This window comes from Micrococcus sp. 140720015-1, from assembly GCF_053627595.1.
In genome coordinates, this window is sequence record NZ_JBSEYC010000005.1 from 188,724 (window position 1) to 209,245 (window position 20,522).

The 20,522-nt window shown below is 70.7% G+C and carries 21 protein-coding genes; 14 read left to right on the forward strand and 7 right to left on the reverse strand.

What is annotated here, in order from left to right:
- Positions 1 to 3: 3 nt before the first annotated feature.
- Both ACUXPL_RS09995 and ACUXPL_RS10000 read left to right on the forward strand, forming a co-directional pair.
- On the forward strand, positions 4 to 1,125 hold the full coding sequence (locus ACUXPL_RS09995) for a glycosyltransferase (protein ID WP_454183592.1): 1,122 nt from the start codon (positions 4 to 6) through the stop codon (positions 1,123 to 1,125).
- A complete protein-coding gene (locus ACUXPL_RS10000) occupies positions 1,122 to 1,844 on the forward strand; it encodes a GDSL-type esterase/lipase family protein (protein ID WP_454183594.1) in 723 nt (240 codons plus the stop codon). The genes ACUXPL_RS09995 and ACUXPL_RS10000 overlap by 4 nt, the downstream gene beginning before the upstream one ends.
- 97 nt (positions 1,845 to 1,941) lie before the next feature.
- On the opposite strand, the gene ACUXPL_RS10005 is transcribed toward ACUXPL_RS10000, so the two are convergent.
- Positions 1,942 to 3,204 (reverse strand): glycosyltransferase, encoded by a 1,263-nt coding sequence (locus tag ACUXPL_RS10005; protein ID WP_454183596.1) that lies wholly within the window; start codon positions 3,202 to 3,204, stop codon positions 1,942 to 1,944.
- Entirely contained in the window at positions 3,201 to 4,070 is an 870-nt protein-coding gene (rfbA, locus tag ACUXPL_RS10010; RefSeq protein ID WP_396747616.1) for a glucose-1-phosphate thymidylyltransferase RfbA, read from the reverse strand. Before rfbA ends, ACUXPL_RS10005 begins: the two co-directional genes overlap by 4 nt.
- A 74-nt stretch (positions 4,071 to 4,144) precedes the next feature.
- Between rfbA and ACUXPL_RS10015 the strand changes: the two genes are divergently transcribed.
- From ACUXPL_RS10015 to galE, 4 genes are read left to right on the forward strand one after another with little or no spacing between them, the layout of a single operon-like run.
- Positions 4,145 to 5,119, forward strand: a complete 975-nt coding sequence (locus ACUXPL_RS10015; RefSeq protein WP_454183598.1) for a glycosyltransferase family 2 protein — start codon at positions 4,145 to 4,147, stop codon at positions 5,117 to 5,119.
- Positions 5,116 to 5,628, forward strand: coding sequence for an acyltransferase (locus ACUXPL_RS10020; protein WP_454183600.1), 513 nt, complete (start codon positions 5,116 to 5,118; stop codon positions 5,626 to 5,628). Before ACUXPL_RS10015 ends, ACUXPL_RS10020 begins: the two co-directional genes overlap by 4 nt.
- Entirely contained in the window at positions 5,625 to 6,605 is a 981-nt protein-coding gene (locus ACUXPL_RS10025) for a glycosyltransferase family 2 protein (protein ID WP_454183602.1), read from the forward strand. Before ACUXPL_RS10020 ends, ACUXPL_RS10025 begins: the two co-directional genes overlap by 4 nt.
- Positions 6,602 to 7,570, forward strand: a complete 969-nt coding sequence (gene galE, locus ACUXPL_RS10030; protein ID WP_454183604.1) for a UDP-glucose 4-epimerase GalE — start codon at positions 6,602 to 6,604, stop codon at positions 7,568 to 7,570. The genes ACUXPL_RS10025 and galE overlap by 4 nt, the downstream gene beginning before the upstream one ends.
- A 3-nt stretch (positions 7,571 to 7,573) precedes the next feature.
- Here galE and ACUXPL_RS10035 read toward each other — a convergent pair whose 3' ends face one another.
- Positions 7,574 to 8,512, reverse strand: coding sequence for a glycosyltransferase family 2 protein (locus tag ACUXPL_RS10035; protein WP_454183606.1), 939 nt, complete (start codon positions 8,510 to 8,512; stop codon positions 7,574 to 7,576).
- A gap of 82 nt (positions 8,513 to 8,594) precedes the next feature.
- Entirely contained in the window at positions 8,595 to 9,584 is a 990-nt protein-coding gene (locus tag ACUXPL_RS10040) for a hypothetical protein (RefSeq protein ID WP_454183608.1), read from the reverse strand.
- A gap of 103 nt (positions 9,585 to 9,687) precedes the next feature.
- On the opposite strand from ACUXPL_RS10040, the gene ACUXPL_RS10045 reads away from it, so the two are divergent.
- The 5 genes from ACUXPL_RS10045 to ACUXPL_RS10065 all read left to right on the forward strand — a co-directional run bounded on the left by ACUXPL_RS10045 (position 9,688) and on the right by ACUXPL_RS10065 (position 14,795).
- Positions 9,688 to 10,530 (forward strand): alpha-1,2-fucosyltransferase, encoded by an 843-nt coding sequence (locus tag ACUXPL_RS10045; protein ID WP_454183610.1) that lies wholly within the window; start codon positions 9,688 to 9,690, stop codon positions 10,528 to 10,530.
- 285 nt (positions 10,531 to 10,815) lie between these two features.
- Entirely contained in the window at positions 10,816 to 11,493 is a 678-nt protein-coding gene (locus ACUXPL_RS10050) for an alpha-1,2-fucosyltransferase (protein WP_454183612.1), read from the forward strand.
- A 4-nt stretch (positions 11,494 to 11,497) separates the two neighbouring features.
- The gene (gene rfbB / locus ACUXPL_RS10055) at positions 11,498 to 12,493 is read left to right on the forward strand and encodes a dTDP-glucose 4,6-dehydratase (RefSeq protein ID WP_454183614.1); all 996 of its coding nucleotides are present in this window, start codon (positions 11,498 to 11,500) and stop codon (positions 12,491 to 12,493) included.
- Positions 12,494 to 12,506: 13 nt separating this feature from the next.
- A complete protein-coding gene (locus ACUXPL_RS10060) occupies positions 12,507 to 13,940 on the forward strand; it encodes a sugar nucleotide-binding protein (RefSeq protein WP_454183616.1) in 1,434 nt (477 codons plus the stop codon).
- Positions 13,941 to 14,036: 96 nt separating this feature from the next.
- A complete protein-coding gene (locus tag ACUXPL_RS10065; RefSeq protein ID WP_454183618.1) occupies positions 14,037 to 14,795 on the forward strand; it encodes a hypothetical protein in 759 nt (252 codons plus the stop codon).
- A gap of 164 nt (positions 14,796 to 14,959) precedes the next feature.
- Here the strand turns inward: ACUXPL_RS10065 and ACUXPL_RS10070 are convergent, their stop codons facing one another.
- A complete protein-coding gene (locus ACUXPL_RS10070) occupies positions 14,960 to 16,366 on the reverse strand; it encodes a polysaccharide biosynthesis tyrosine autokinase (RefSeq protein WP_454183620.1) in 1,407 nt (468 codons plus the stop codon).
- A gap of 169 nt (positions 16,367 to 16,535) precedes the next feature.
- On the opposite strand from ACUXPL_RS10070, the gene ACUXPL_RS10075 reads away from it, so the two are divergent.
- From ACUXPL_RS10075 to pth, 3 genes are all read left to right on the forward strand, one after another.
- Positions 16,536 to 17,846, forward strand: a complete 1,311-nt coding sequence (locus tag ACUXPL_RS10075; RefSeq protein WP_454183622.1) for an O-antigen ligase family protein — start codon at positions 16,536 to 16,538, stop codon at positions 17,844 to 17,846.
- Positions 17,847 to 18,031: 185 nt separating this feature from the next.
- Positions 18,032 to 18,670, forward strand: a complete 639-nt coding sequence (locus tag ACUXPL_RS10080) for a 50S ribosomal protein L25/general stress protein Ctc (RefSeq protein ID WP_180537022.1) — start codon at positions 18,032 to 18,034, stop codon at positions 18,668 to 18,670.
- Positions 18,671 to 18,677: 7 nt separating this feature from the next.
- Positions 18,678 to 19,253 carry an aminoacyl-tRNA hydrolase gene (pth, locus tag ACUXPL_RS10085; protein WP_454183625.1) on the forward strand — a complete coding sequence of 192 codons (576 nt, stop codon included), beginning with the start codon at positions 18,678 to 18,680 and terminating at the stop codon, positions 19,251 to 19,253.
- Between the two features lie 47 nt (positions 19,254 to 19,300).
- Here pth and ACUXPL_RS10090 read toward each other — a convergent pair whose 3' ends face one another.
- On the reverse strand, positions 19,301 to 19,963 hold the full coding sequence (locus ACUXPL_RS10090) for an arsenate-mycothiol transferase ArsC (protein WP_454183627.1): 663 nt from the start codon (positions 19,961 to 19,963) through the stop codon (positions 19,301 to 19,303).
- On the reverse strand, positions 19,960 to 20,487 hold the full coding sequence (locus ACUXPL_RS10095) for a DUF2505 domain-containing protein (RefSeq protein ID WP_454183629.1): 528 nt from the start codon (positions 20,485 to 20,487) through the stop codon (positions 19,960 to 19,962). The genes ACUXPL_RS10090 and ACUXPL_RS10095 overlap by 4 nt, the downstream gene beginning before the upstream one ends.
- Between the last annotated feature and the right edge of the window lie 35 nt (positions 20,488 to 20,522).

The window sequence follows — 20,522 nt, forward strand, 5'->3', positions numbered from 1 at the left end:
ACGATGTTGGAACAGACTCCCGCAACGATCGCCATCGCCCACGACTATCTCACCCAGAAGGGCGGGGCGGAGCGGGTGGTGCTCGCCCTGCATCGGATGTGGCCAGATGCCCCCATTTACACGACGTTCTACGACCCCGAGGGGACCTTCCCGGAGTTCAAGGACGCACGCATCATCACCTCGCCCCTCAACCGGGTGGGAGTGCTGCGGAAGGACCCGCGGAGGGCGCTGCCGCTGTTGCCCCTGGCCTCCTCGCTGTTGCACGTGAAGGAGCCGATCGCCGTCGTCTCGACGTCCGGCTGGGCGCATGGATTCCGCTACGACGGCGCCACGCTCGTCTACTGCCACACCCCGGCGCGCTGGGTGTACCTGCTGGACGACTATCTGGGCGACGGCGGTCGGAACAGCATCAAGGGCCGAATCGCCCGCGTGTTGCGCCCGGGCCTGCGCAGGTGGGACCGCGCGGCCGTCCGGCGTCGATCGCGCTATGTGGCCAACTCCACGGTGGTGAAGGATCGGATCGAAGACGTCTACGGGCTCGAGGGCGTGGACCTCGTGTTCCCGCCGCACTCCGTGAGCACGGATGGCCCGCAGGAGCCGATCCCCGGTGCCGAGCGGCTGGCGGAGGACGGCTTCCTGCTGTCGGTCGCCCGTCTCATGCCGTACAAGCATGTGGACGTGGCGATCGAGGCAGCGGCCCGTGCGGGGCGGCCGCTCGTGGTGATCGGCAAGGGCCCGGAGGAGGCCCGGCTGCGGGCGATGGCGGGGGAGGACGTGGTGTTCGGCCAGGACCTCACCGACGCGCAGCTGCGGTGGGCGTACGCGCACGCGACGGCACTGATCGCTACGAGCCACGAGGACTTCGGCATCACGCCGCTCGAGGCGAGCGCGTGGGGCGTGCCCACCGTGGCGCTGCGCGCCGGCGGCTACCTGGACACCATCGTGGAAGGCGTCAACGGGGTGTTCGTCGAGGAGCCGACGGTGGAGGCGGTCGCCGAGGGGGTGGGACGTCTGCTGGCGCACGACTGGGACCGGGTGGCGATGCAGGCGCACGCCGAGCGGTTCTCCGAGGTGGAGTTCGGGCGGCGGATCCGTGGCCTGTTGGGCGAAGTAGCGCACCCGTGAGCCCGGGACAGCCCGGACCCGGGGCGGGTCGGACGAACGCGAAGTACGGGCCCGGGGTCTACCTGATGTTGGCCTCTGCGGTCCTCAACGGATTGCTGGTCGTGGCCCTCCTGTGGGTCGTGGGGCAAGTGGGCATTCGCACCTTGGCTCAGGAAGCAGGCATCGTCGAGCCTCACCGGCCGGCGTATGACACGTATGCGGCAGAGCAGTTCGATGGGCTTCCAGGCGCTGCAGTCGTGTTCGTCGGCGACTCCCATGCGCAGTACGGGCCATGGAGTGAGATCCTCGACCGGCCCGTCGCCGTGCGGGGGCAGGCCGGAGCGCTGACGGCGGAAGTTGAGCACTGGGTGGCCGGCACGGCAATGCCGGGGCAGGCGACGATTGTGCTGGCTGGCACGAATGACGTCCTGACCGGGACGCCACTGAGTCAGTTGCGCCAGGACGCTGAGCGACTCTATAGGGCGACCCCGGGGCGTGTCCTCGCCGTCGGTGTTCCTCCGCTCGTTGGTATGGAAGACGAAGCTGCGGCCGCGAATGCGGTACTGCAGGAGGCCGCAGACGCCGCCGGGGTCGAATGGTGGGATCCGACCGAGGCCCTCTCGTCGCCGGGCATGCTCCGTCGTGACGGAGTCCACCTCACCGGACGCGGCTACGAAGCGATGCGGGAGCGAATCGTCGCTCTCACAGATGTGTCCCGTTCGCTGGCCGCCGACCCCTGACGCAGACGGTCGTACCTCGACGCGGCGCATGCCGGGTGCGTTGGAGTGGGTGCCGCCCGTGCGCGGATGCGTACGTGGTAGTTGATACAGGTATCGCTCACGATGCCGCGGCCGCCGTGCGGGGGCGGGCGTGGGGGATGACGGCGATGTCCCGCGCGGCGAGAAGGTCGAGCCACATGTCCGCGACGATCGAAGGCTCGAAGTCCGAGCCGACGCGCCCGCAGGCCTCGACGAGCCCGGCGAGCCGGTCCGGGCTGTCCAGGAGGGCACGGAGGGTCTCCGCCATCTCGGCGGGCTCGGCGCCCGGCAGGGCGAGCCCGCACCGGTCCAGGAGCTCGGCAAGCCCGGCCGAGACGGGGCGCCCCGCCGTCGGGACGCCGCAACGCAGCGCCTCGACCGCCGACATCGAGAGACCCTCGAAGTCGGAGGCGACGAGGTGGAGCGTCGCGCCAGTGAACACGGCCGCCGGGTCGTCGGACCAGCCGCAGAAGCGGATACGGTCCCGGTGGGCCGACTCGTCGGCCAGGCGGGCCAGGGCCTCCTCCTGGTCCCCGGTGCCCCAGACCTCGAGCACGACGTCGGGCACGTCCGCCGCGAGGGCGTCGAACGCCCGGATAGTCAGGTCGACGCGCTTCTCGGCGGACAGACGTCCGAAGGAGACGATCCGCCTCCTGCCGTCTGCGTCCTCCCGCGGCGCGGCCGCGGGTACGGTGCCGCTCGGGTTCGGGATGGCGCCCACAGGAACGCCCTGCGTGTCAGCGATCGGCTGCATGTAGGACGGGTGGAGGGCCACCACGGCATCGACGACGTCGAGGGCCGGGAAGGGGACGTCCCAACCCATCCGCTCCAGGCCCTCCGGACTGGTGTGGACGTGGGCCACGAGGAACGGGGCGTCTGCCTCGGGCCGGACGTGGCCGGCCTCGCTGAGGCAGGTCAGCGTGTCGGGGTTCGCGAAGACGATCGCTGTGTCCCCGCCGAATCGCGCGAGGTGCCGGCGCAGGCGCCGGGCCCGCCACCGCCGCCAGAGCGGGGTGAGAGCCGTCTTGACCGCCAGCTTCGCCCCGAGCGGTCCCGGGTGGTCCGCTGCCAGGGGATGGTCCGCGGTCCAGTGCCGGAGCCGGTCGACCTCGAACACCGGCCCAGGGACGCGCGGCTCTCCGGCGGGCGGGTGGATCGACAGGTAGGAGACGGTCAGGCCTCGCCGCACGAACTCAGTCGCCAGCTCGTCGACGACCGTCGTGATGCCTCCGGCCAGGGCCGTGGAGCGGCACGCGAAAGCGACGTGCCGGACGCCCGCGCCGCTGGACGGCTCGGGAGCGGTCTCCGGCCGGCCCCGCCCGGCCCGGTTCTGCGCGCTCACCGCCCGGACTCGAGCATCTCCAGGAGGTACCGCCCATACCCCGACTTCACGAGCGGCTCAGCGCGCTGGCGCAGCTCGTCGTCGGTGAGCAGGCCCTGGCGCCAGGCGACCTCCTCGGGGGAGCCGACCTTGAGGCCCTGACGGGACTCGATGGTGCGGATGAAGTTGGACGCGTCGTTCAGGTCGTGGAACGTGCCGGTGTCCAGCCATGCGGTGCCCCGGGGAAGGACCTCCACGTTGAGGCTGCCGCGTTCCAGGTAGGTGCGGTTCACGTCGGTGATCTCCAGCTCGCCGCGCGCCGACGGCTTGAGGCCCTTCGCGATCTCGACGACGTCGTTGTCGTAGAAGTACAGCCCGGGCACCGCGTAGTTGCTCTTGGGCTCCTGAGGCTTCTCCTCCAGTGAGATGGCCTTGCCGGCGTCGTCGAACTCCACCACGCCGTAGGCGCTGGGGTCCGCCACCCAGTAGCCGAACACGGTGGCTCCGTCGACCTGGGTGTGACGGCGCAGCTGCTGGCCCATGCCGGGGCCGTAGAAGATGTTGTCCCCCAGGACGAGCGCGACATGCTCGTCGCCGATGTGGTCCTCCCCGAGGATGAACGCCTGTGCCAGGCCGTCGGGGGAGGGCTGCTGGACGTAGCTGAGCGAGATCCCGAACTGAGAGCCGTCGCCCAGGAGCCGCTGGAACTGCTGCGCGTCGTGCGGGGTGGTGATGACCAGGATGTCGCTGATGCCCGCCAAGATCAGCGTGGACAGCGGGTAGTAGATCATCGGCTTGTCATAGACGGGCACGAGCTGCTTCGAGATGCCATGGGTGATGGGGTGCAGCCGGGAGCCGGTGCCGCCGGCCAGGATGATGCCTTTCATGTTCGACTTCGACGTCCCTTCAGCGCTCGGTGAGTGCGTGTCTACCGGGCACCCTACCGGGATAGGATCGAGCTGTGAGCCAGACAAGCGCGCTGCCAGAAATCAGCGTGATCATCCCCGCGTTCAACGCAGAGCGCTTCCTCCCTCTGCAGCTGGAGGCCCTGGATGCCCAGAGCGGAGCTCCTTCTTACGAGGTCGTCGTCGTGGACAACGCCTCCACCGACGGAACTGCCTCCGTGGTCCGCCGGCTGGCTCGGGAGGTCTCATACCCATTGCGTCTTGTGAGCGCACCTGAGCACCAAGGCCCGGGATTCGCACGAAATGTGGGGGCGGCGCATGCTCACGCAGATTTCCTCATGTTCGCCGACGCGGACGATGTGGTGTCCCGGTGGTGGGTGCGCAACGGCGCGCGGGCCTTCTCTGTCACGCCCCTGTGGTCGGGTGGAGCCCAGCTCATGAGCGATGCCGACATGACCGGAGGACTGGAGGGCATCCGTGCGGCGATGGGCGATAGGGCTGACTGGACGGACATGATCCCCGGAGACCTCCGCGAGGCATTCCCCGTCCTGATGGGCGGGGACTTCGGTGCGACCCGGGACGTCTACACACGCCTCGGCGGCTTCGACATCTCTCTGGGCGGGGTCTACGAGGACAACGACTTCGGCGTCAGGGCGCACCGCCTGGGCATCGCGGTGGATGAAGCCCCCGCGGTGCGTATCGCCTTCCGTGGGAAATGGGACCTGCGCTTCCGCACCCGACTGGCCCGACGATCGGCCTACGCCCATGCTCTGGTTGCCGACCGTTATGGGCTGAACGCTCGCTCGCATTTCCCCAGCCCCTGGGGGGAGCTGGCGCGCGCAGCCGGTAGCGCTGCTCTCATGGCGGCCGGTCGCAAACCGCGTGACTGGCCCGGGGTGTGGATGCGCCTGAACACTGCGGCCGGCCACGCTTGGGGCAAGGCCGAGGTATACGTGCCGTGGAAGCGCCGGCCGGCCAGCGCCCTAGGAGTCGGCATGGCCATCACGAGGCAGGGGGAGGAGCGCGCATGAAAATCCCCGGAGGTGCCACCGCTCGCCGTCTCCTTCTTGTCGCGTCGCGTTCCGAAGTCCTCCCGAACCGCCTGCGTCCCGCCCTCCTCGCACGGCTCGGCCTGCAGGGCGCCCGGGAATCCTGGTTCTCCGCTGAGGTGAGGGTGCTGGACCCCTCGGCGCTGACCATGCAAGAGGGGTGCTATCTCAACCGTGAGGTCTTCATCGACAACGGCCCCGTTGCCCTGGGGCGGAACGTCTACATGGGTCCGCGGTCCATGATCATCACCGCGAAGCACTCGATCGGCGGGCCGGAGATGCGGGCCGGAAAAGGCGGGCCGGAGCCGGTGGTGGTCGGCGACGGCACGTGGATCGGGGCTGGCGCGATCATCCTTCCGGGACTGAAAGTCGGTGCAGGGTGCATCATCGCGGCCGGCGCCGTCGTCACCAAAGACTGCGAGCCGAATGGCCTGTACGCCGGTGTGCCCGCCCGACGAGTTCGCGATGTGGACGGGGAGGCCGGCACATGAACGAGTCGGCGGCTGCAGGTACACCGATCGTCAGTGTGATCGTCCCGGCGAAGGATGCTGCTCAGTGGATCCCCGAGCAGCTGCGCGCGCTGGCCTCCCAGGTGCATGCCCCCTCCTTTGAGGTGGTCATCGGGGACAACGGCAGCACCGACGGAACGCGCGAGGCGGCGTTGCAGGAGCCGGTTCCCTTCACCGTGCGGGTTGTCGACGCTTCGGGGCCGGCGAGCGCGTCCCACGGGCGCAACGTGGCGGTTCGGGCAGCGCGGGGGAGGATCCTGCTCTTCTGCGACGCTGATGACCTCGTGGGCCGCGCGTGGGTGCGATCCCTCACCGACGCCGTCGTGGACGATCCCTCTCGAATCGCCACCGGTGCACTCCACCACGGGCGCTTCAACTCGCCCGAGGTCCTCGCCGCCTACCGGATCGGACCGGACCCCAAGGTCGACGAGCTCGCCCGCCCGACGACGGTGAAAGAGAACCCCGGCGGCTTCGCCGGCCATCTTCAGACAGTGGCCGGGGGCAACTTCGCGATCCACCGATCGGCGTACCTCGCCCTCGGGGGGATGGACGCCTCGTATCCGGGTGGCGCGGAGGAGACGGACTTCGCCTGGCGGGCCCAGCAGGCCGGGATGCAGGTGGTGAGTGTGCCCCAGGCGGTTGTCCACTATCGGCTCAAGTCCGAACCACGAAGCCTGTTCCGGCAGCAGCGCATCCAGCAGCGCGGTCGCATCTACCTGTGGACCCGCTATCGTGACAGCCCGATGCAAGGGCCCAGTCTGAAGGGGTCCGCTTTGGAGGTGGTGCGAGGTGCGGCCGCCTTCCCGGCATCGCGGCGTGACGAGGGGGCACAGCTCGCCTGGTCCGCCCGTGTGGGTGCTCATGTCGGCGCCCTCGAGGGGATGGTGCGATACCGCTGGGCACCGTCGGGCCGGAGGACACGACTGCTCCGTCGGGGGCGCGGCCGGGGCACCACATGACCTGGGTGGTGACCGGCGGGGCCGGATATATCGGCGCCCACGTGGTGCGCGCCCTGCAGGGGGCGGGCATGGACGTGGCCGTCGTCGACGACCTCTCGACCGGGTTCGCGGACTTCGTGCCCGCCGACGTGCCCCTGCTCCGGGCCGACGTCGGCGACGTCGGGCAGGTGGCGGCGTTCCTGACGCGCGTGGGCGCCGCCGGCGTCGTGCACGTGGCCGGGTACAAGTTCGCGGGCGAGTCCGTCCGCGAGCCGCTGCACGCCTACCGCGTGAACGTGCGCGGCACCCTGGGCGTGCTCGAGGCGATGGAGCGGGCCGAGGTCCCCGCCGTCGTCTTCTCCTCCTCGGCGGCCGTGTACGGCACCCCGGACGTGGAACGCGTCACGGAGGCGACGGCGACCGCCCCGGAGTCCCCCTACGGGGAGAGCAAGCTGATCGGGGAGTGGCTGCTCGCGGACCAGGGCCGGGCCACGGGCCTCCGGCACACGAGCCTGCGCTACTTCAACGTGGTCGGCTCCGCGGATCCGGCGCTGTCCGACACGAGCCCCCACAACCTCTTCCCGCTCGTGTTCCGGGCCCTGGACCGCGGCGACCGCCCGCGCCTGTTCGGTGCCGACCACCCCACCCCGGATGGCACGTGCGTGCGGGACTACGTGCACGTGGCCGACGTCGCCCGGGCCCATGTGGCCGCCGCCCGGGCGCTCGCGGAGGGCCACGCCCTGGCCCCGGTCTACAACCTCGGCTCCGGGGCCGGCACGTCGGTCCGGCAGATCATGGAGGCCGTCGGTCGAGCCACCGGGCGCGACGTCGACCCGATCGTGGAGCCGCGCCGCCCCGGGGACCCCGCGCGCATCGTGGCGGACGGCTCCCTCGCCGCGCGTGACCTCGGGTGGGAGAACCGCCACACGGTCGAGGACATGGTCCGCTCCGCGTGGGAGGCTCGGCGGCCGCCCGAGACGCGCTGACGCTCAGACCTCGTCCCAGCGGGTCGGGGCGTCCGAGCGCAGCGGGCGCAGTGCCCCGCGCGGGTACCAGGCCGCATCCGTGAGCGGCTGCCCGGCCAGGAGGGCCTCCCACGCGGCGCGCAGGGCGTCGTCGTCGAGAGCCCCGAGCCGGCGCCAGTGGTACGCCTTGTCCTCGGGGGTGTCGGCGAGCGCGATCGCCTGCGCGCCGGTGCGGCTCTTGCGGGCGAACTGCTCGAAGGAGCGCCACGGCAGGTGCAGGATCCGCAGGCTCTCCGCGCGGACGCCCGGGCGCAGGACCTCGTGGTTGCCCATCTCGACGACGGCCCCAGAGCGCGGGCGGAACGCGACCTTGACGTTGAAGTGCGCGGTGGTGTCCAGCAGCGGGCCGGAGCCGTCCGCCGCCGGGAACGCGTTGTGCATGACGGCGTGCAGCACGGGTGCGTCGGTGGCGGCCAGGGCCTCGGCGAGCGTGCCCTCGGCGCCGAACCAGAGCTCGTCCGCATCGAACGGGACCACCCACGTGGCGCCGGCGGCGGAGGCCAGGTCGGCCAGCCGGGTCATCTTGGCGGACTGCACGTAGGCCGGCTCCCGGTCCGCGCCGACGACGAGCCCCGGGATCTCCTCGGTCAGTCGGCGCAGGATGTCCGGCGTCGCGTCTTTCGACCCGTTGTCCACGACGACGATGTGCGGGATCCCCTGGTCCGCGAGGTGGCGCACGGAGCGCTCGATCACGTCCGCCTCGTCGCGAACCATCGCGACGGCGCACGGGCCGGACATCGCCGGCAGCTCCGGCAGGTCGAACCCGGCCGAGGCGAGGGCGTACTCGCGGGCGAACCGCTCCGAGCCGCGGACGGCGGCGGCCTGCCGGACCACTTCCCGGGCCCGGCGGAGGAGGAACAGGCGGTGCTTGGCCTGGCGGGCGAGGTCGAGGGGGGAGGGCATCGGGTCTCCTGTCGGGTGCGGCGGGTCGGAGGGTCAGACGGGTGCGGTCCGGGTCGGAAGGCGGTCCGGGGGCGGACGGCGTTCAGTCCAGGGCGGCCAGCTCCGCGTCGAGGGCCGGGGGGAGGGGCCAGCCCATCGCGGTGCAGAGCCGCTGCAGGCGCAGCCGCCAGTCCAGCTCCCGGCGGGCCCGGCGCCGCTGCTCGGCGGCCCGCTCCGGCGTCCAGGCGGCGGCGGCCTCCGCGAGCACGGGCCAGGCCTCGGCGCGGGAGTCGGGTGAGACCTCGAGCGTGGCCTCCGGCCACAGGAGCGTGGCCGCGGACCGCGGGGCGACGCCGGCCACACGGCATCCCGCCGCGAGGGCGTCCGTCCACCGGCCCGTGAGGTAGTCGCGGGTCGGGTGCGTGTACGGCGCAGGGCTGACGAGGTTGGAGAACGCGAGCACGAGGCGCGCCTGCGCCAGCGCAGCGCGGACGGCCTCCTGGTTCTGCAGCGGATCCGGCGACGACGGCGGCCGGCCCCGGAACACGAGGCCGTGGTCCTGCGCCTCGCGGGCGGTACGGGCGTCGTCGTCCCAGGCCTCCGGCTGGCGGCCCAGGCGCAGCAGGTCGACCGGGCGGGGGCCGTCGTCGGCGGCGACGGCGAGGGTGTCCGAACCCCACGGCAGCGCGTCCACGGGGCGGCCGGTCAGCGCAGCCCACTCGTCGACGAGGTCCGGGTCCGTCACGAACAGTCGGTCGAAGTGGGGCCGGTGCCGGGCGATCCTGGCGATCCGGTCGGTCCAGAACGAGTCGACGATCCAGGCCGCCGTGGACTCGTGCCCGGGCCACCACAGGTCCCGGCGCGCGGCCAGGGCGAGGGCGGCGGGGTTGCCGACGAGCACCAGGAGGCGGCGCCCGCGGGCCCGCCGGCCGCGCGGCAGGAGCACGGACGCGCGCTGGGCCCAGGAGGCGGCGCCGCGGTCCTCGACCTCGACGAGGCGGCCCTCGAGCAGCCGGGCGGCCAGGCGCGCGAGGACATCGACGGGACCCCAGCCGCTGCCGCCGGGACGGACGTAGAGGACGTCGACGCTCATACGGCCAGCCTAGGCGTCGCACGATCCAGTCGGGGACGAGGGCCTGGCCAGTACGCTGAGATCGGGTACGTCTGTTGTGGCGGCGGAATTGAGGAGGCCACCGATGCGGAGCCTGATGAGGATGAGGACGCCCCGAGACATTGCTGCCGGCGTGCTGGCCACGGTGCGCCGCGCCGACCCTCCCGTGATCTGGGGAGCAGAGCCGATGAACGGCGGCAACTTCCTCTACCTGTGGGCCACGGCCTGGGTGCGCCGCCGGGAAACGGGACGTCCGTGGCTGGTGCGCTACAAGCCCAAGATGGAGCCGTGGTTGACAGAGTTCCCTGCCCTCAGGGATCTCACGGTGCGGGAAGAGGATGTGTCCTTCCGGCAAGAGCGAACGGTCGAGTGGGGCCAGCAGACCTACCAGGACTGGTTCTTTCGTGACCTCCTGGACTTCACGCGCGAGAGGCTGTTGGCGAGCAACGGATTTCAGGCGCGTCTGAAGCAGGTCGACCGCGGGGCAGTCGTGGTGAACGTGCGTCGGGGGGACTACTACTCCGATCCGGTCCACCGCGCCAACTTCGGGTTCGACATCGCCGGGTACGTCCGGGCCGCTGTGGCGAAGATTCCTCGAGACGAGGCAGGTCGAATCATTCTCGTCTCCGATGATGTCGACTGGTGCCGCGAGAACCTCGGCTTCCTCTCGACCTGGGGGGACGTGGGGACGATTCCGGGCGAACACGACATGTTCCGTGATCTGGCACAGCTCGCCGGCGGGCGGCACCTGATCCTGGCGAACTCGACGTTCTCCTACTGGGGTGGATACCTGGCGAGTGCAATGCCTCCCAGCGACCGCCCGCAGAGCGTCCAGGCACCCCTGCACTTCAACCGGCTGTACGCGCGAGGTGAGTCTCCCTTGCTGCTCCCGCAATGGCAGGCGATCCCCGATGACGCGTTCATCTGACGTCGTCCAGCACGGGCTCGGCGTTGCTGCCTGTCTGCGCCCATGGTGGAGCGAAACCGTAGCGGCGGTCAGGACTGTCCCCGCACCATGACTTAGATTGAACTCATGCATGCTATAGGTGCCGTAAAGGCGTCCATTCTCCGAACCGTTCGACGGGGGGCGCCCGTCTCGTGGGCTCCCGAGTGGATGGGGCTGGGGAATCTCCTCTATCAGGGGCTCTGGGCGTACGAGGGGGCCTCTCTGGGGGAGCCCCGGTTCGTCTTGCTTCCCGAAAACAGGGTGGGCGTGATCGAGTTGTTCCCACGTCTCCGCGAGAAGAGATTCCTGCGGCGGTCTCACGTGCCCTTCACTGCACAGCGGGTGCGCCCGTGGGAAAACGAGGAGCGATCAACCGGTCGCTTTGCGCCACCCCTACTTGGAGATTTCATCCGCCAGGACCTCCTTCCAGGATCTGCAGTCTCCCCGGCGACGGATTCCTACGACGATGCGATCGTCGTCAATGTTCGGCGAGGCGACTACTACAGCGTCGAAAGGCATCGGGCTCAATTCGGCATGGACCAGGAGAAGTACCTGCGTTCGGCTCTCGCAGAAGCCGTGCGCACGCAGGGGCCCGTGGGTCGCATCGTCGTCATCTCGGATGGCCTCGACTGGTGTCGCGACCACGTGAATGACCTTCTCTCCGAGTTCGCACCGGTGGAGTATGAAGACGGCGACATCGCGCATGACCTCAAGGCGATCATCCACGCGAAGCGCCTCGTCATCACCAATTCCACTTTCTCGTATTGGGGCGGATACATCGGCGACGTCCTCAATCCAGGACGACAGGTGATCGCTCCCTGGTTCTTCTCTCGGACCGAAAACGGCGGTCGCTCCCATCTTCTGGCCCCCAGCTGGACTGTCATCGAAGGCGACTTCTCGGCGATGCGTGAGGCCGCGGAAGAGCGACTTCCCCCGATACCCTGACCCCATGCACCTCCTCGTCACCGGCGGCGCCGGGTTCATCGGATCGAACTTCGTCCACCACGTCGTCCGCGAGACCGGGCACGACGTCGTCGTCCTGGACAAGCTGACCTACGCCGGCAACCGGGAGAACCTCGCCGGCTTGCCCGAGGACCGCGTCATTCTCGAGGTCGGGGACATCTGCGACGCGGCCCTGGTGGACCGCCTGGTCGCCGAGTCGGACGCCGTCGTGCACTACGCGGCGGAGTCCCACAATGACAATTCGCTGAACGATCCGTCCCCGTTCATCCAGACGAACATCGTCGGAACCTTCGTCCTCCTCGAGGCGGTCCGCAAGCACGGCAAGCGGTTCCACCACGTGTCCACGGACGAGGTCTACGGCGACCTCGAGCTCGGCGACCCGGCGAAGTTCACCGAGACCACCCCGTACCACCCCTCCAGTCCCTACTCGGCCTCGAAGGCCGGCTCGGACCACCTGGTGCGCGCGTGGGTCCGCTCCTTCGGCGTGCAGGCCACGCTGAGCAACTGCTCCAACAACTACGGCCCGTACCAGCACGTCGAGAAGTTCATCCCGCGCCAGATCACCAACCTGATCGACGGCGTCCGCCCCCGCCTCTACGGCCAGGGCGTCAACGTCCGGGACTGGATCCACACGGAGGACCACTCCTCGGCCGTGCTGCGCATCCTCGAACGCGGCGAGATCGGCCGCACGTACCTGATCGGTTCGGACGGCGAGAGGAACAACAGGGAGATCGTGGAGATCCTCCTCGAGCTCTTCGACCGCCCCGCGGACGACTACGACCTCGTCGCCGACCGCCCGGGCCACGACCTGCGCTACGCGATCGACAACACCGCCCTGCGCACCGAACTCGGCTGGGAGCCGCAGTTCACGGACCTCCGCGCCGGTCTGGCGGACACGGTCCGCTGGTACCGCGAGAACGAGGCCTGGTGGCGCCCGGCCAAGGACGCCGTCGAAGCGAAGTACCGCGCCAAGGGCCAGTGAGGAGGCACCGCTGATGCGCATCACCGAGACCGCCATCCCCGGTCTGCTCGTCCTCGACCTCGACGTCCACGGGGACAACCGCGGCTGGTTCAAGGAGAACTGGCAGCAGGAGAAGATCCGCGCCCTCGCCGCCGAGCACCCCCGCCTGGCCTCGCTCGCCCCGGTGCAGAACAACATCTCGTTCAACGACGCCGTCGGCACCACCCGCGGCATCCACGCCGAGCCGTGGGACAAGTACGTGGCCGTCGCCCACGGCCGGATCTTCGGTGCCTGGGTGGACCTGCGGGAGGGGCCGTCCTTCGGCGCCGTCGCCACCGTGGAGCTCGGCCCGGAGAAGGCCGTCTTCGTGCCGCGCGGGGTGGGCAACTCCTATCAGACACTCGAACCGGACACGGCTTACACCTACCTGGTGAACGACCACTGGTCCGCCGACGCGCAGGGCCAGTACACGTTCCTCAACCTCGCGGACCCGACGGCCGCCATCGCCTGGCCCATCCCGCTCGAGGACGCCGAGCTCTCGGACAAGGACCGCGCCCACCCGATGCTCGCGGACGTCACCCCCATGCCGCCCGCCCCGATCCTCGTGCTCGGCGCCGGCGGCCAGCTCGGCCGCGCCCTGGTGGCCCACGCCGAGGCTGCCGGGATCCCCGTGGAGGCCCACGGCCGGTACACGTGGGACATGACCGATCCGGCCTCGTGGCCGCGGGAGCACTTCCGCGGCCTGCGCGCCGTGGTCAACGCGTCCGCCATGACCGCGGTGGACGCCGCCGAGACGCCCGAGGGCCGGGCCCAGGCCTGGGCCGTCAATGCGACCGCCGTCGCCGAGCTCGCCCGCCGCTGCACCGAGGCCGGCGTGCCCCTGGCGCACGTCTCCACGGACTACGTGTTCGACGGCGCCCTCCCCGTGGGGCAGGAGCACCCGGTGGACCACCCGCTCGCGCCGCTGGGCGTCTACGGCCAGTCGAAGGCCGCCGGCGAGGCCGCGGTGCGCACCGCGCCGCGGCACTGGATCGTCCGCACCTCCTGGGTGATCGGGGAGGGGAAGAACTTCGTGGCCACGATGGCGTCCCTCGCCGAGCGCGGGATCGACCCGGCCGTCGTCGACGACCAGCACGGCCGCCTCACCTTCGCCGACGACCTCGCCGACGCCCTGCTGCACCTGGTCACCACGGACGCGCCCACGGGCACGTTCCACATGACCAACAGCGGTGACGTGGTCACCTGGCACGACGTCGCCCGGTGGGTCTTCGAGGACACCGGCCACGACGCCGCACGCGTCTCCGCCACGACCACCGCCGAGTACATGGCCGGCAAGGAGGGCGTGGCCCCGCGGCCGACGAACAGCGCGCTCGACCTCGGGCCCCTGGCCGCCGTCGGCTACACCGCCCCGGACCAGCGCGAACGCCTGCGAGACCATCTGACGGAGTTCAGGGCTGGCACCTGCTGATACTCTTCCCTCGGACGTGTCTGCACAGCAGAAATACATCAGGCACACGTAGTCCTCCTGAATCGGGCACACGTAGTCTCCCTGAAAGGCCCCGTCATGAACGCTCGCTCTGCTCACACCACCGCGTCAGGCCCGAGTCGGCGCGCCGTCGCCACCGGTCTGGCCTGGTCTGTCCCCGCCGTGGCCATGGTCTCGGCGGCGCCGTCCTTCGCCGCTTCGCTGCGCAAGGATCCCGGCATCAACGGCTGGGTGCAGGCCAGATCCAGTGGTACCTGGTGCACCTCTCGTTCCATTGAGGTGACTTCGGCGCCCTCCAACCCGGGCACCACTCCCGATGGTGCGCCCTTCGGGCTCTACCTCTACGACGTCTCCAAGGACGCCAGTTACAGCGGCGCCAAGCTCGTCTACTGGGTGCGCGGCACTCATACTGCGCTCCAGAACCCAATCACCTGGCGGACAGGCACCCAACATTCCGCGCAGTGGTCAGGCCCCGTGCGGGGTGCCGCGCAGACCAAGGCTGACGGTTTCATGTACACCCCCTACACCTGGACGTACACCGGCACCATCGACCCGAAGAACGTCAAGGATGACGGGCGGCTCTACCTCGAGAACTTCCATGTGTACACCAACAGCTTCTCTCAGATGGAGGGGGGCAGGTGCGTGCCCCTGGACTACTGGGCGTACCGGGAGATCGTCGTGGATCCGGACGGGCCCAACGGCCCGCAGTCGCCCCAGACCCTGCACTTCGAGCGCCGCGCAGGCGAGAGTCCCGCATATGTTCCCGGCGCCCAGGGGCGTTCGGCAGTCATGCCGGATGCCGAGGACGCGGCGAACGTGCAGAGCCACAGCCTCTGAGCCGACCCGCCCCCGTCGCTCAGGTGTTGTCCTGCCGGGTTGCCCAGGCGAGGGAGCGCGCGCCGTGATCGACGAGGCCGCCGCCAGCACTGGCCGGCGCGCACAGACGTAGTGGGGCCCCGCACCGGAAGGTGCGGGGCCCCAGCGCGTGGAGGGGACTGGCGTCAGCCCTTCTTCGCGCGTGCGGCCCGACGGGACCTCTTTCCTCCTTTGCCGGCCGCGCCGGTTCCCTTCAGGTACTTCTCGTGGGACTTGTGGTACGTGCTCTCGTACCCGTAGCCGTAGGAGTAGCCGCCGCCGCGCTGGGAGCGCGCGACGCCGTTCATGACGACGCCCAGCAGATGCGCGTCCACCGCGGCGAGATTCTCTACGGCCGCCTCGAGGTGGTCCTTGCGGGTCCGCCCCTGACGCACCACGAGCACAGTCCCGTCCACGGCCGTGGCCAGGAGGGAGCCGTCCGTGACGGGCAGCAGGGGAGGGGAGTCGACGATGACGAGGAAGTCCTCCGACGCCAGCTTCAGCAGGGCCCGCATGCGCTTCGAGCCCAGCAACTCTGACGGGTTCGGGGGCGTCCGGCCGGCGGGGAGCAGCGTGAGGTTCGGGATGCCGGTGGCCGCGAGGGCGTCGTCCGGCTGCACCTCACCGGCCAGCACCTCGGACAGGCCTACGTCGCCCGCCACCTGGAAGAGGTCGTGCTGCCGGGGCCGCCGCAGGTCGGCGTCCACCACGAGCACCCGTTCGCCGGCCAGGGCCAGGGCGCGGGCCAGGTTCGACGCGACGGTCGACTTGCCCTCGGAGGGGTCCGCGCTCGTGAACGAGACGACGCGCGGCGGCTCGTCGACGGAGACGAACTTGAGGTTGGTGCGCAGCGCCCGGATGGCCTCGCCGGCCCGGGGGTCGAGGTCCACGGCATCCTCGCCCGTGCGGGTCAGGGACGCGTTCTCCGGAACGGCTCCGATCACGCCGGCGCCGGTGATCTCCTTCACGTCGGCGCGGCTGCGCACCTTCACGTCGAGGAGGCGGCGGAGCACGGCGATGGCGAGTCCCGCACCCAGTCCGGCCACCGCGCCCAAGAGGACGTTGCGCCGGGTGTCAGGGCTCACGGGGGCAGAGGGCACACGGGCGTCGGACAGCGGCACGACCTCCAGCGGGCTGTTCTTGTCCACGTCCGCCGCCACGTCCGCCGTCGCCTGCAGGGCGCTGTTCGCGAGCTGCGCGGCGGTCTCGGGGTCCGTCGAGGTGGCGGTCACCTTGATCATGCTGGACTCGGGAACGAGCACTGCGGAGAGCGAGCCGTCGCCGTCCTGCCCCGTGCCCTGTGCCACGCGTTCACGCACGGCCTGGCTGTTGATCAGGGCGACGTAGGCCTGAGCCCGGCTCTCGGCGGGCAGGTTGCTGGTGATGAGGCTCTGATCTGCAGCCCGCGCGGCGAGGAACCCCTGAGATTCGGATGCGTAGATCCGGGGCTGCAGTGCGGAATAGCCCCAACCCAACAGACCTCCCACGAGGGCTGCTGCCAGGAGCAGCAGGAGGTTGGCGCGCAGAAGGCGGAAGAAGTCGACGATCGTCACGGAGCACCTCGGGGGTCATGGACGGGGATGCGCGGGCCGTTGTGGCCAGGAAACGCACAGGTCCACGGTACCAACACCCACCGTGCGCTCTGAGGGCCCCGAGGATGAGGCCCGCCACCGCGCTACGCTGAGCCGAGTATCGCCCGGCGTCCATGAAAGGTTCCGCACCATGCGCTCGAGCACGCCCCGTGACCGGACGGCTGCCCGCGCTGTGGGGGCCATTGTGCCACCCGAGGCCCGGCCGGCCAGGCATCACGCCTCGCTCGGTCTCGTCCCGGACGGTCAGGCCGCGTGGACCCGCTCCCCGTGGAACCCGCTGGTCACGTCGGCCTCGCCGCGGCTGTTCGAGGCCCTGCTGGCCATCGGCCTGGTGATGGAGGCGTTCACTGCTCCCGGCCTGCCGATCCCGTTCGCGGAGTTCTCCGCCATCCTGCTCATCCTCCTGGCTTCGTTCCGGCAACCCCGCCGGGACCTCTCCCACTACGGCGTGCTGGCTCTCGTCGCACTGGCCCTGGTGGCGTATCTCGTCGCGGTGACCGTGCACAACGACCTCGACCCCACCCGTCGCGCCACCAGGATCACGCTCCTGATCCTGCTGATCTACGCCATCGCCAGCGAGCGGATCGACATCAAGGGCGTCCTCTACGGGATGACGGCCGGCGCACTGATCAACGTGCCCCTCTTCTACACGGGACTGGCCCCGGACACCTACGGCGGCTACCTCACCGGGTTCCTGGGGGACAAGAACGTCTCCGGCCTCTTCTACGCGCTCCTGCCCGTGCTGCTGGTGGCCACCATGCAGCGCATGGGCCCGAAGCTCCTCGTGCTGGGTGCCGGTTCCGCCCTGACCTTCCTCACCGGCTCGCGGACCTCGATGGCCGCGCTGCTCTGCGCGGTCGTGTGGATCCTCGTGAGCCCGTACCTGGGGAGGGTCCTGCGTATCGCACTGGCGGTCGTCATGGGTTGGTTCGTCAGCTGGGCCGAGGAGAACCTGGCCGACCTCGGCATCTTCGGAGACCGCACGGGCACGGACTGGTTCCGTGCGCAGATCCAGGAGGCGTCCGCGGAGAAGGTCGCGGACACGTCCTTCTTCGGCCAGGGACTCTCCACGGCATTCGTGGACCTGGACGGCGTGACCATGTTCTTCCACAACTCCTACCTGGGGCTCCTCGTGGAGGGCGGCTGGCCGTTCCTGGTCGTCGTGGTCGGCGCCTACCTCTGGCTGTGCCTGCGACCCTTCGCCCGGACGCACCGCTCGCCGTCCCGCGTGGCTGTCGAGGGGGCCGCCCTCATCGTCCTGGTGACCTCCCTTCAGCTGGGCGAGGTATTCATCACGATCTTCGGCGCCGTCGTCCTCGGCTGCGGCCTGCTGCTGAGCGCCCAGGAGAGTGACGAATCCCATGGCGCACCCGCGAAGGACCGGGCCCACCGCCGCAAGCTGGACCGCATCGTGGAGCGGTCCCGACGAGCGGGCCGCTGAGCGCGACGAGCATCACCGGTGCTATCCTGTCCAGGTTGCCCAGGCGAGGGAGCGCGCGCTCCGTGATCGACGAGGCCGCCGCCGCGCGTCAGCACGCTGACTCGCTGCGGCACTGAAGCCCCCTCCTGGCCGCATCCCGCGCCGCCCCCGGCTGCGCGGCCGAGACCCCCACAGGAGGACGCATCATGTCTGACCAGCTCAAGATCAAGGTCACCCGCCGCACCGACTTCGGCAAGGGTGCCGCCCGCCAGGCCCGCCGCGCCGGCCTGATCCCCGCCGTCGTCTACGGCCACGGCCAGGAGCCCGTGCACCTGCTGCTGCCGGCCCAGGAGACCACCCTGGCCGTCCGGAACCCCAACGCCCTGCTCACCGTCGTGAACGAGGCCGGCGAGGAGCACCTGGTCCTGCCCAAGGACATCCAGCGCCACGCCATCAAGGACACCGTGGACCACCTGGACCTCATCGAGGTCCGCCGCGGCGAGAAGGTCATCGTCGAGGTCACCGTGCAGGTCGAGGGCGAGGTCGCCCCCGGCAACGAGTACGTGCTGGACTACGTCACCGTGCCGGTCGAGGCCGAGGCCACCGACCTGCCCGAGGCCGTCACCATCTCCATCGAGGGCCGCGAGGCCGGCGACCACGTGTACGCCACGGACGTGCAGGTCCCCGCCGGCACCACCCTGCAGCTCGAGGACGACATCGTCATCGCCACCGTCAGCGAGGTCGTCGAGCAGGACCTCGGCGACGAGTCCGTGCAGGAGGAGCAGGCCGCCGAGTCCGCTGAGGGCGAGCCCGCCGAGGGCGAGTCCGAGGGCTCCGAGGACTGATCACGCCATGACGACGGGGACCACGCTCATCGTCGGGCTCGGCAATCCCGGGCCCGAGTACGAGCGCACCCGTCACAACGTCGGCCAGATGGTGGCGGATGAGCTCGCCTCCCGCATGGGGGTCGGGTTCACCCGCCACCGGGCCGGCGCCGTGGTGGCCACGGGTCGCCTCGGCATCGGGGGGCCGCGGGTCGTGCTCGCGAAGTCCACCGGCTACATGAACGTCTCCGGACGCCCCGTCTCCGCGCTGGCGTCCTTCTACGGGATCGGCCACGAGGACCTCGTGGTGGTCCATGACGAGCTGGACATCCCGTTCGACACCCTGCGTCTCAAGCGCGGCGGGGGAGAGGGCGGCCACAACGGCCTGAAGTCCATCACCGCCTCGCTCGGCACGAAGGACTACGCCCGCGTGCGCGTCGGCATCGGCCGACCCCCGGGCCGCATGGACGTGGCCGACTTCGTGCTGCGCCCCTTCACCAAGCCCGAGCAGGACGTCCTGCCCCTGCACGTGGACCGCGCGGCGGACGCCGTCGAGAAGCTCGTCACGGACGGGCTCGAAGCCGCCCAGCAGACGTTCCACTGAGCCTCCCGCCCCGCGACGTGCTCGACGCGCGGGGCGCAACCCCACACTCAGTCCGCGAGGCTCACGGCGCGGGCCAGGGCGTCCGCGATGGTCTCCAGGGCGGGATCCATGATCTGGATCATCTCCGCGTACCCCTCCACCGGCCCGCGGAACGGGTCCATGACGTCGAGGGGCTGGGCGGTCGACCGCGCGAGGGCCCGGTGGCGGGCCGCCTCGGCGGCGAAGGCACGCACTCCGCGACCGGCGGGGATCCAGTCCCGCCCGTCCCGCTGGTCCATCGCGCGGACCAGCGCCGCGAGCTCCAGCACGGTGAACACCCGCGCGACGGCCTGCGGCACTTCTTGGAGTGCGAAGCGCATGTGCTCCTGAGCCGCGGCCAAGACGAGATCCGCCTCCGCCACCATGAACGGCTGCAACGCGGCGGGACGGTGGCCTTCCAGCCCGGTGACGCCGGCCTCGGCGCCGAGCCGCACGAGCGGCGGCGGCACCGTCAGGGCCTGGTTCGGCTGGGAGCCGGCGCTGCCGACCTCCACCCGGCCGGGGACCAGAGCCGCCAGCCGGCCCTGCAGGGCCCGGCTCGCATAGGCCGAGCGGCACACGTTGCCGGTGCACACGATGAGCACGGCGTCCGGCGCCGGCAGCGCCCGACGTCCCCGCCGGGCCGGCGGAGACGGGCTCGACAGCGCCGGGCGACGGGAGAACGAGATCAACCGCGCGTGGCTCCGCCGTCACGCTCGAGCCACGAGGACAGCGCCCGGGCCTGGTGATTGACGACCTTGCCCACCATCGGCTCGGCCTTCGCCGCGAGCTTCGAGCCCACCAGCGGGATCCGGCAGACGAGGGTGCCGTCCACGGAGAACTGGGAACCCTCACCGGCGGCGGTCAGGCGGAGGGCGCCGTCCGCCGTCGCCTTGGCGGAGGGCACGGTGATGGTGGTGGTGCCGGCGCGGGAGCCGTCCGCGGCGGGCGCGTCCCAGCGCTCCACCTGCTCCACCTGGAGGGCGGAGCCGATGAGCTTGCGGGCCATGTCCGGGACACGGTCCGGGATCCGGTCCGCGGGCAGGGAGCGCACGGCGGTGACGGTCATCGCGCCCTCCGGGGAGCCCTCCACGGAGAACGAGACCAGGGAGCCGCTGAAGGACTCGACCACGGAACGGTGGAAGTCCTCGGACGCCAGGGCGGCTGCCACGGCCGCCGGCGGGTGCGGGATGGACTGCTGAGCGGAAAAGGCCACGGTGTCTCCTCGGGGTCAAGTCGGGCCGCGCCCGG

Coding starts and splice junctions, on each gene's coding strand:
- ACUXPL_RS09995 (WP_454183592.1), top strand. CDS start 4: ATGTTGGAACAGACTCCCGCAACGATCGCCATCGCCCACGACTATCTC.
- rfbA (WP_396747616.1), bottom strand. CDS start 4,070: ATGAAAGGCATCATCCTGGCCGGCGGCACCGGCTCCCGGCTGCACCCC.
- ACUXPL_RS10020 (WP_454183600.1), top strand. CDS start 5,116: ATGAAAATCCCCGGAGGTGCCACCGCTCGCCGTCTCCTTCTTGTCGCG.
- ACUXPL_RS10025 (WP_454183602.1), top strand. CDS start 5,625: ATGAACGAGTCGGCGGCTGCAGGTACACCGATCGTCAGTGTGATCGTC.
- galE (WP_454183604.1), top strand. CDS start 6,602: ATGACCTGGGTGGTGACCGGCGGGGCCGGATATATCGGCGCCCACGTG.
- ACUXPL_RS10035 (WP_454183606.1), bottom strand. CDS start 8,512: ATGCCCTCCCCCCTCGACCTCGCCCGCCAGGCCAAGCACCGCCTGTTC.
- ACUXPL_RS10040 (WP_454183608.1), bottom strand. CDS start 9,584: ATGAGCGTCGACGTCCTCTACGTCCGTCCCGGCGGCAGCGGCTGGGGT.
- ACUXPL_RS10045 (WP_454183610.1), top strand. CDS start 9,688: ATGCGGAGCCTGATGAGGATGAGGACGCCCCGAGACATTGCTGCCGGC.
- rfbB (WP_454183614.1), top strand. CDS start 11,498: ATGCACCTCCTCGTCACCGGCGGCGCCGGGTTCATCGGATCGAACTTC.
- ACUXPL_RS10060 (WP_454183616.1), top strand. CDS start 12,507: ATGCGCATCACCGAGACCGCCATCCCCGGTCTGCTCGTCCTCGACCTC.
- ACUXPL_RS10065 (WP_454183618.1), top strand. CDS start 14,037: ATGAACGCTCGCTCTGCTCACACCACCGCGTCAGGCCCGAGTCGGCGC.
- ACUXPL_RS10075 (WP_454183622.1), top strand. CDS start 16,536: ATGCGCTCGAGCACGCCCCGTGACCGGACGGCTGCCCGCGCTGTGGGG.
- ACUXPL_RS10080 (WP_180537022.1), top strand. CDS start 18,032: ATGTCTGACCAGCTCAAGATCAAGGTCACCCGCCGCACCGACTTCGGC.
- pth (WP_454183625.1), top strand. CDS start 18,678: ATGACGACGGGGACCACGCTCATCGTCGGGCTCGGCAATCCCGGGCCC.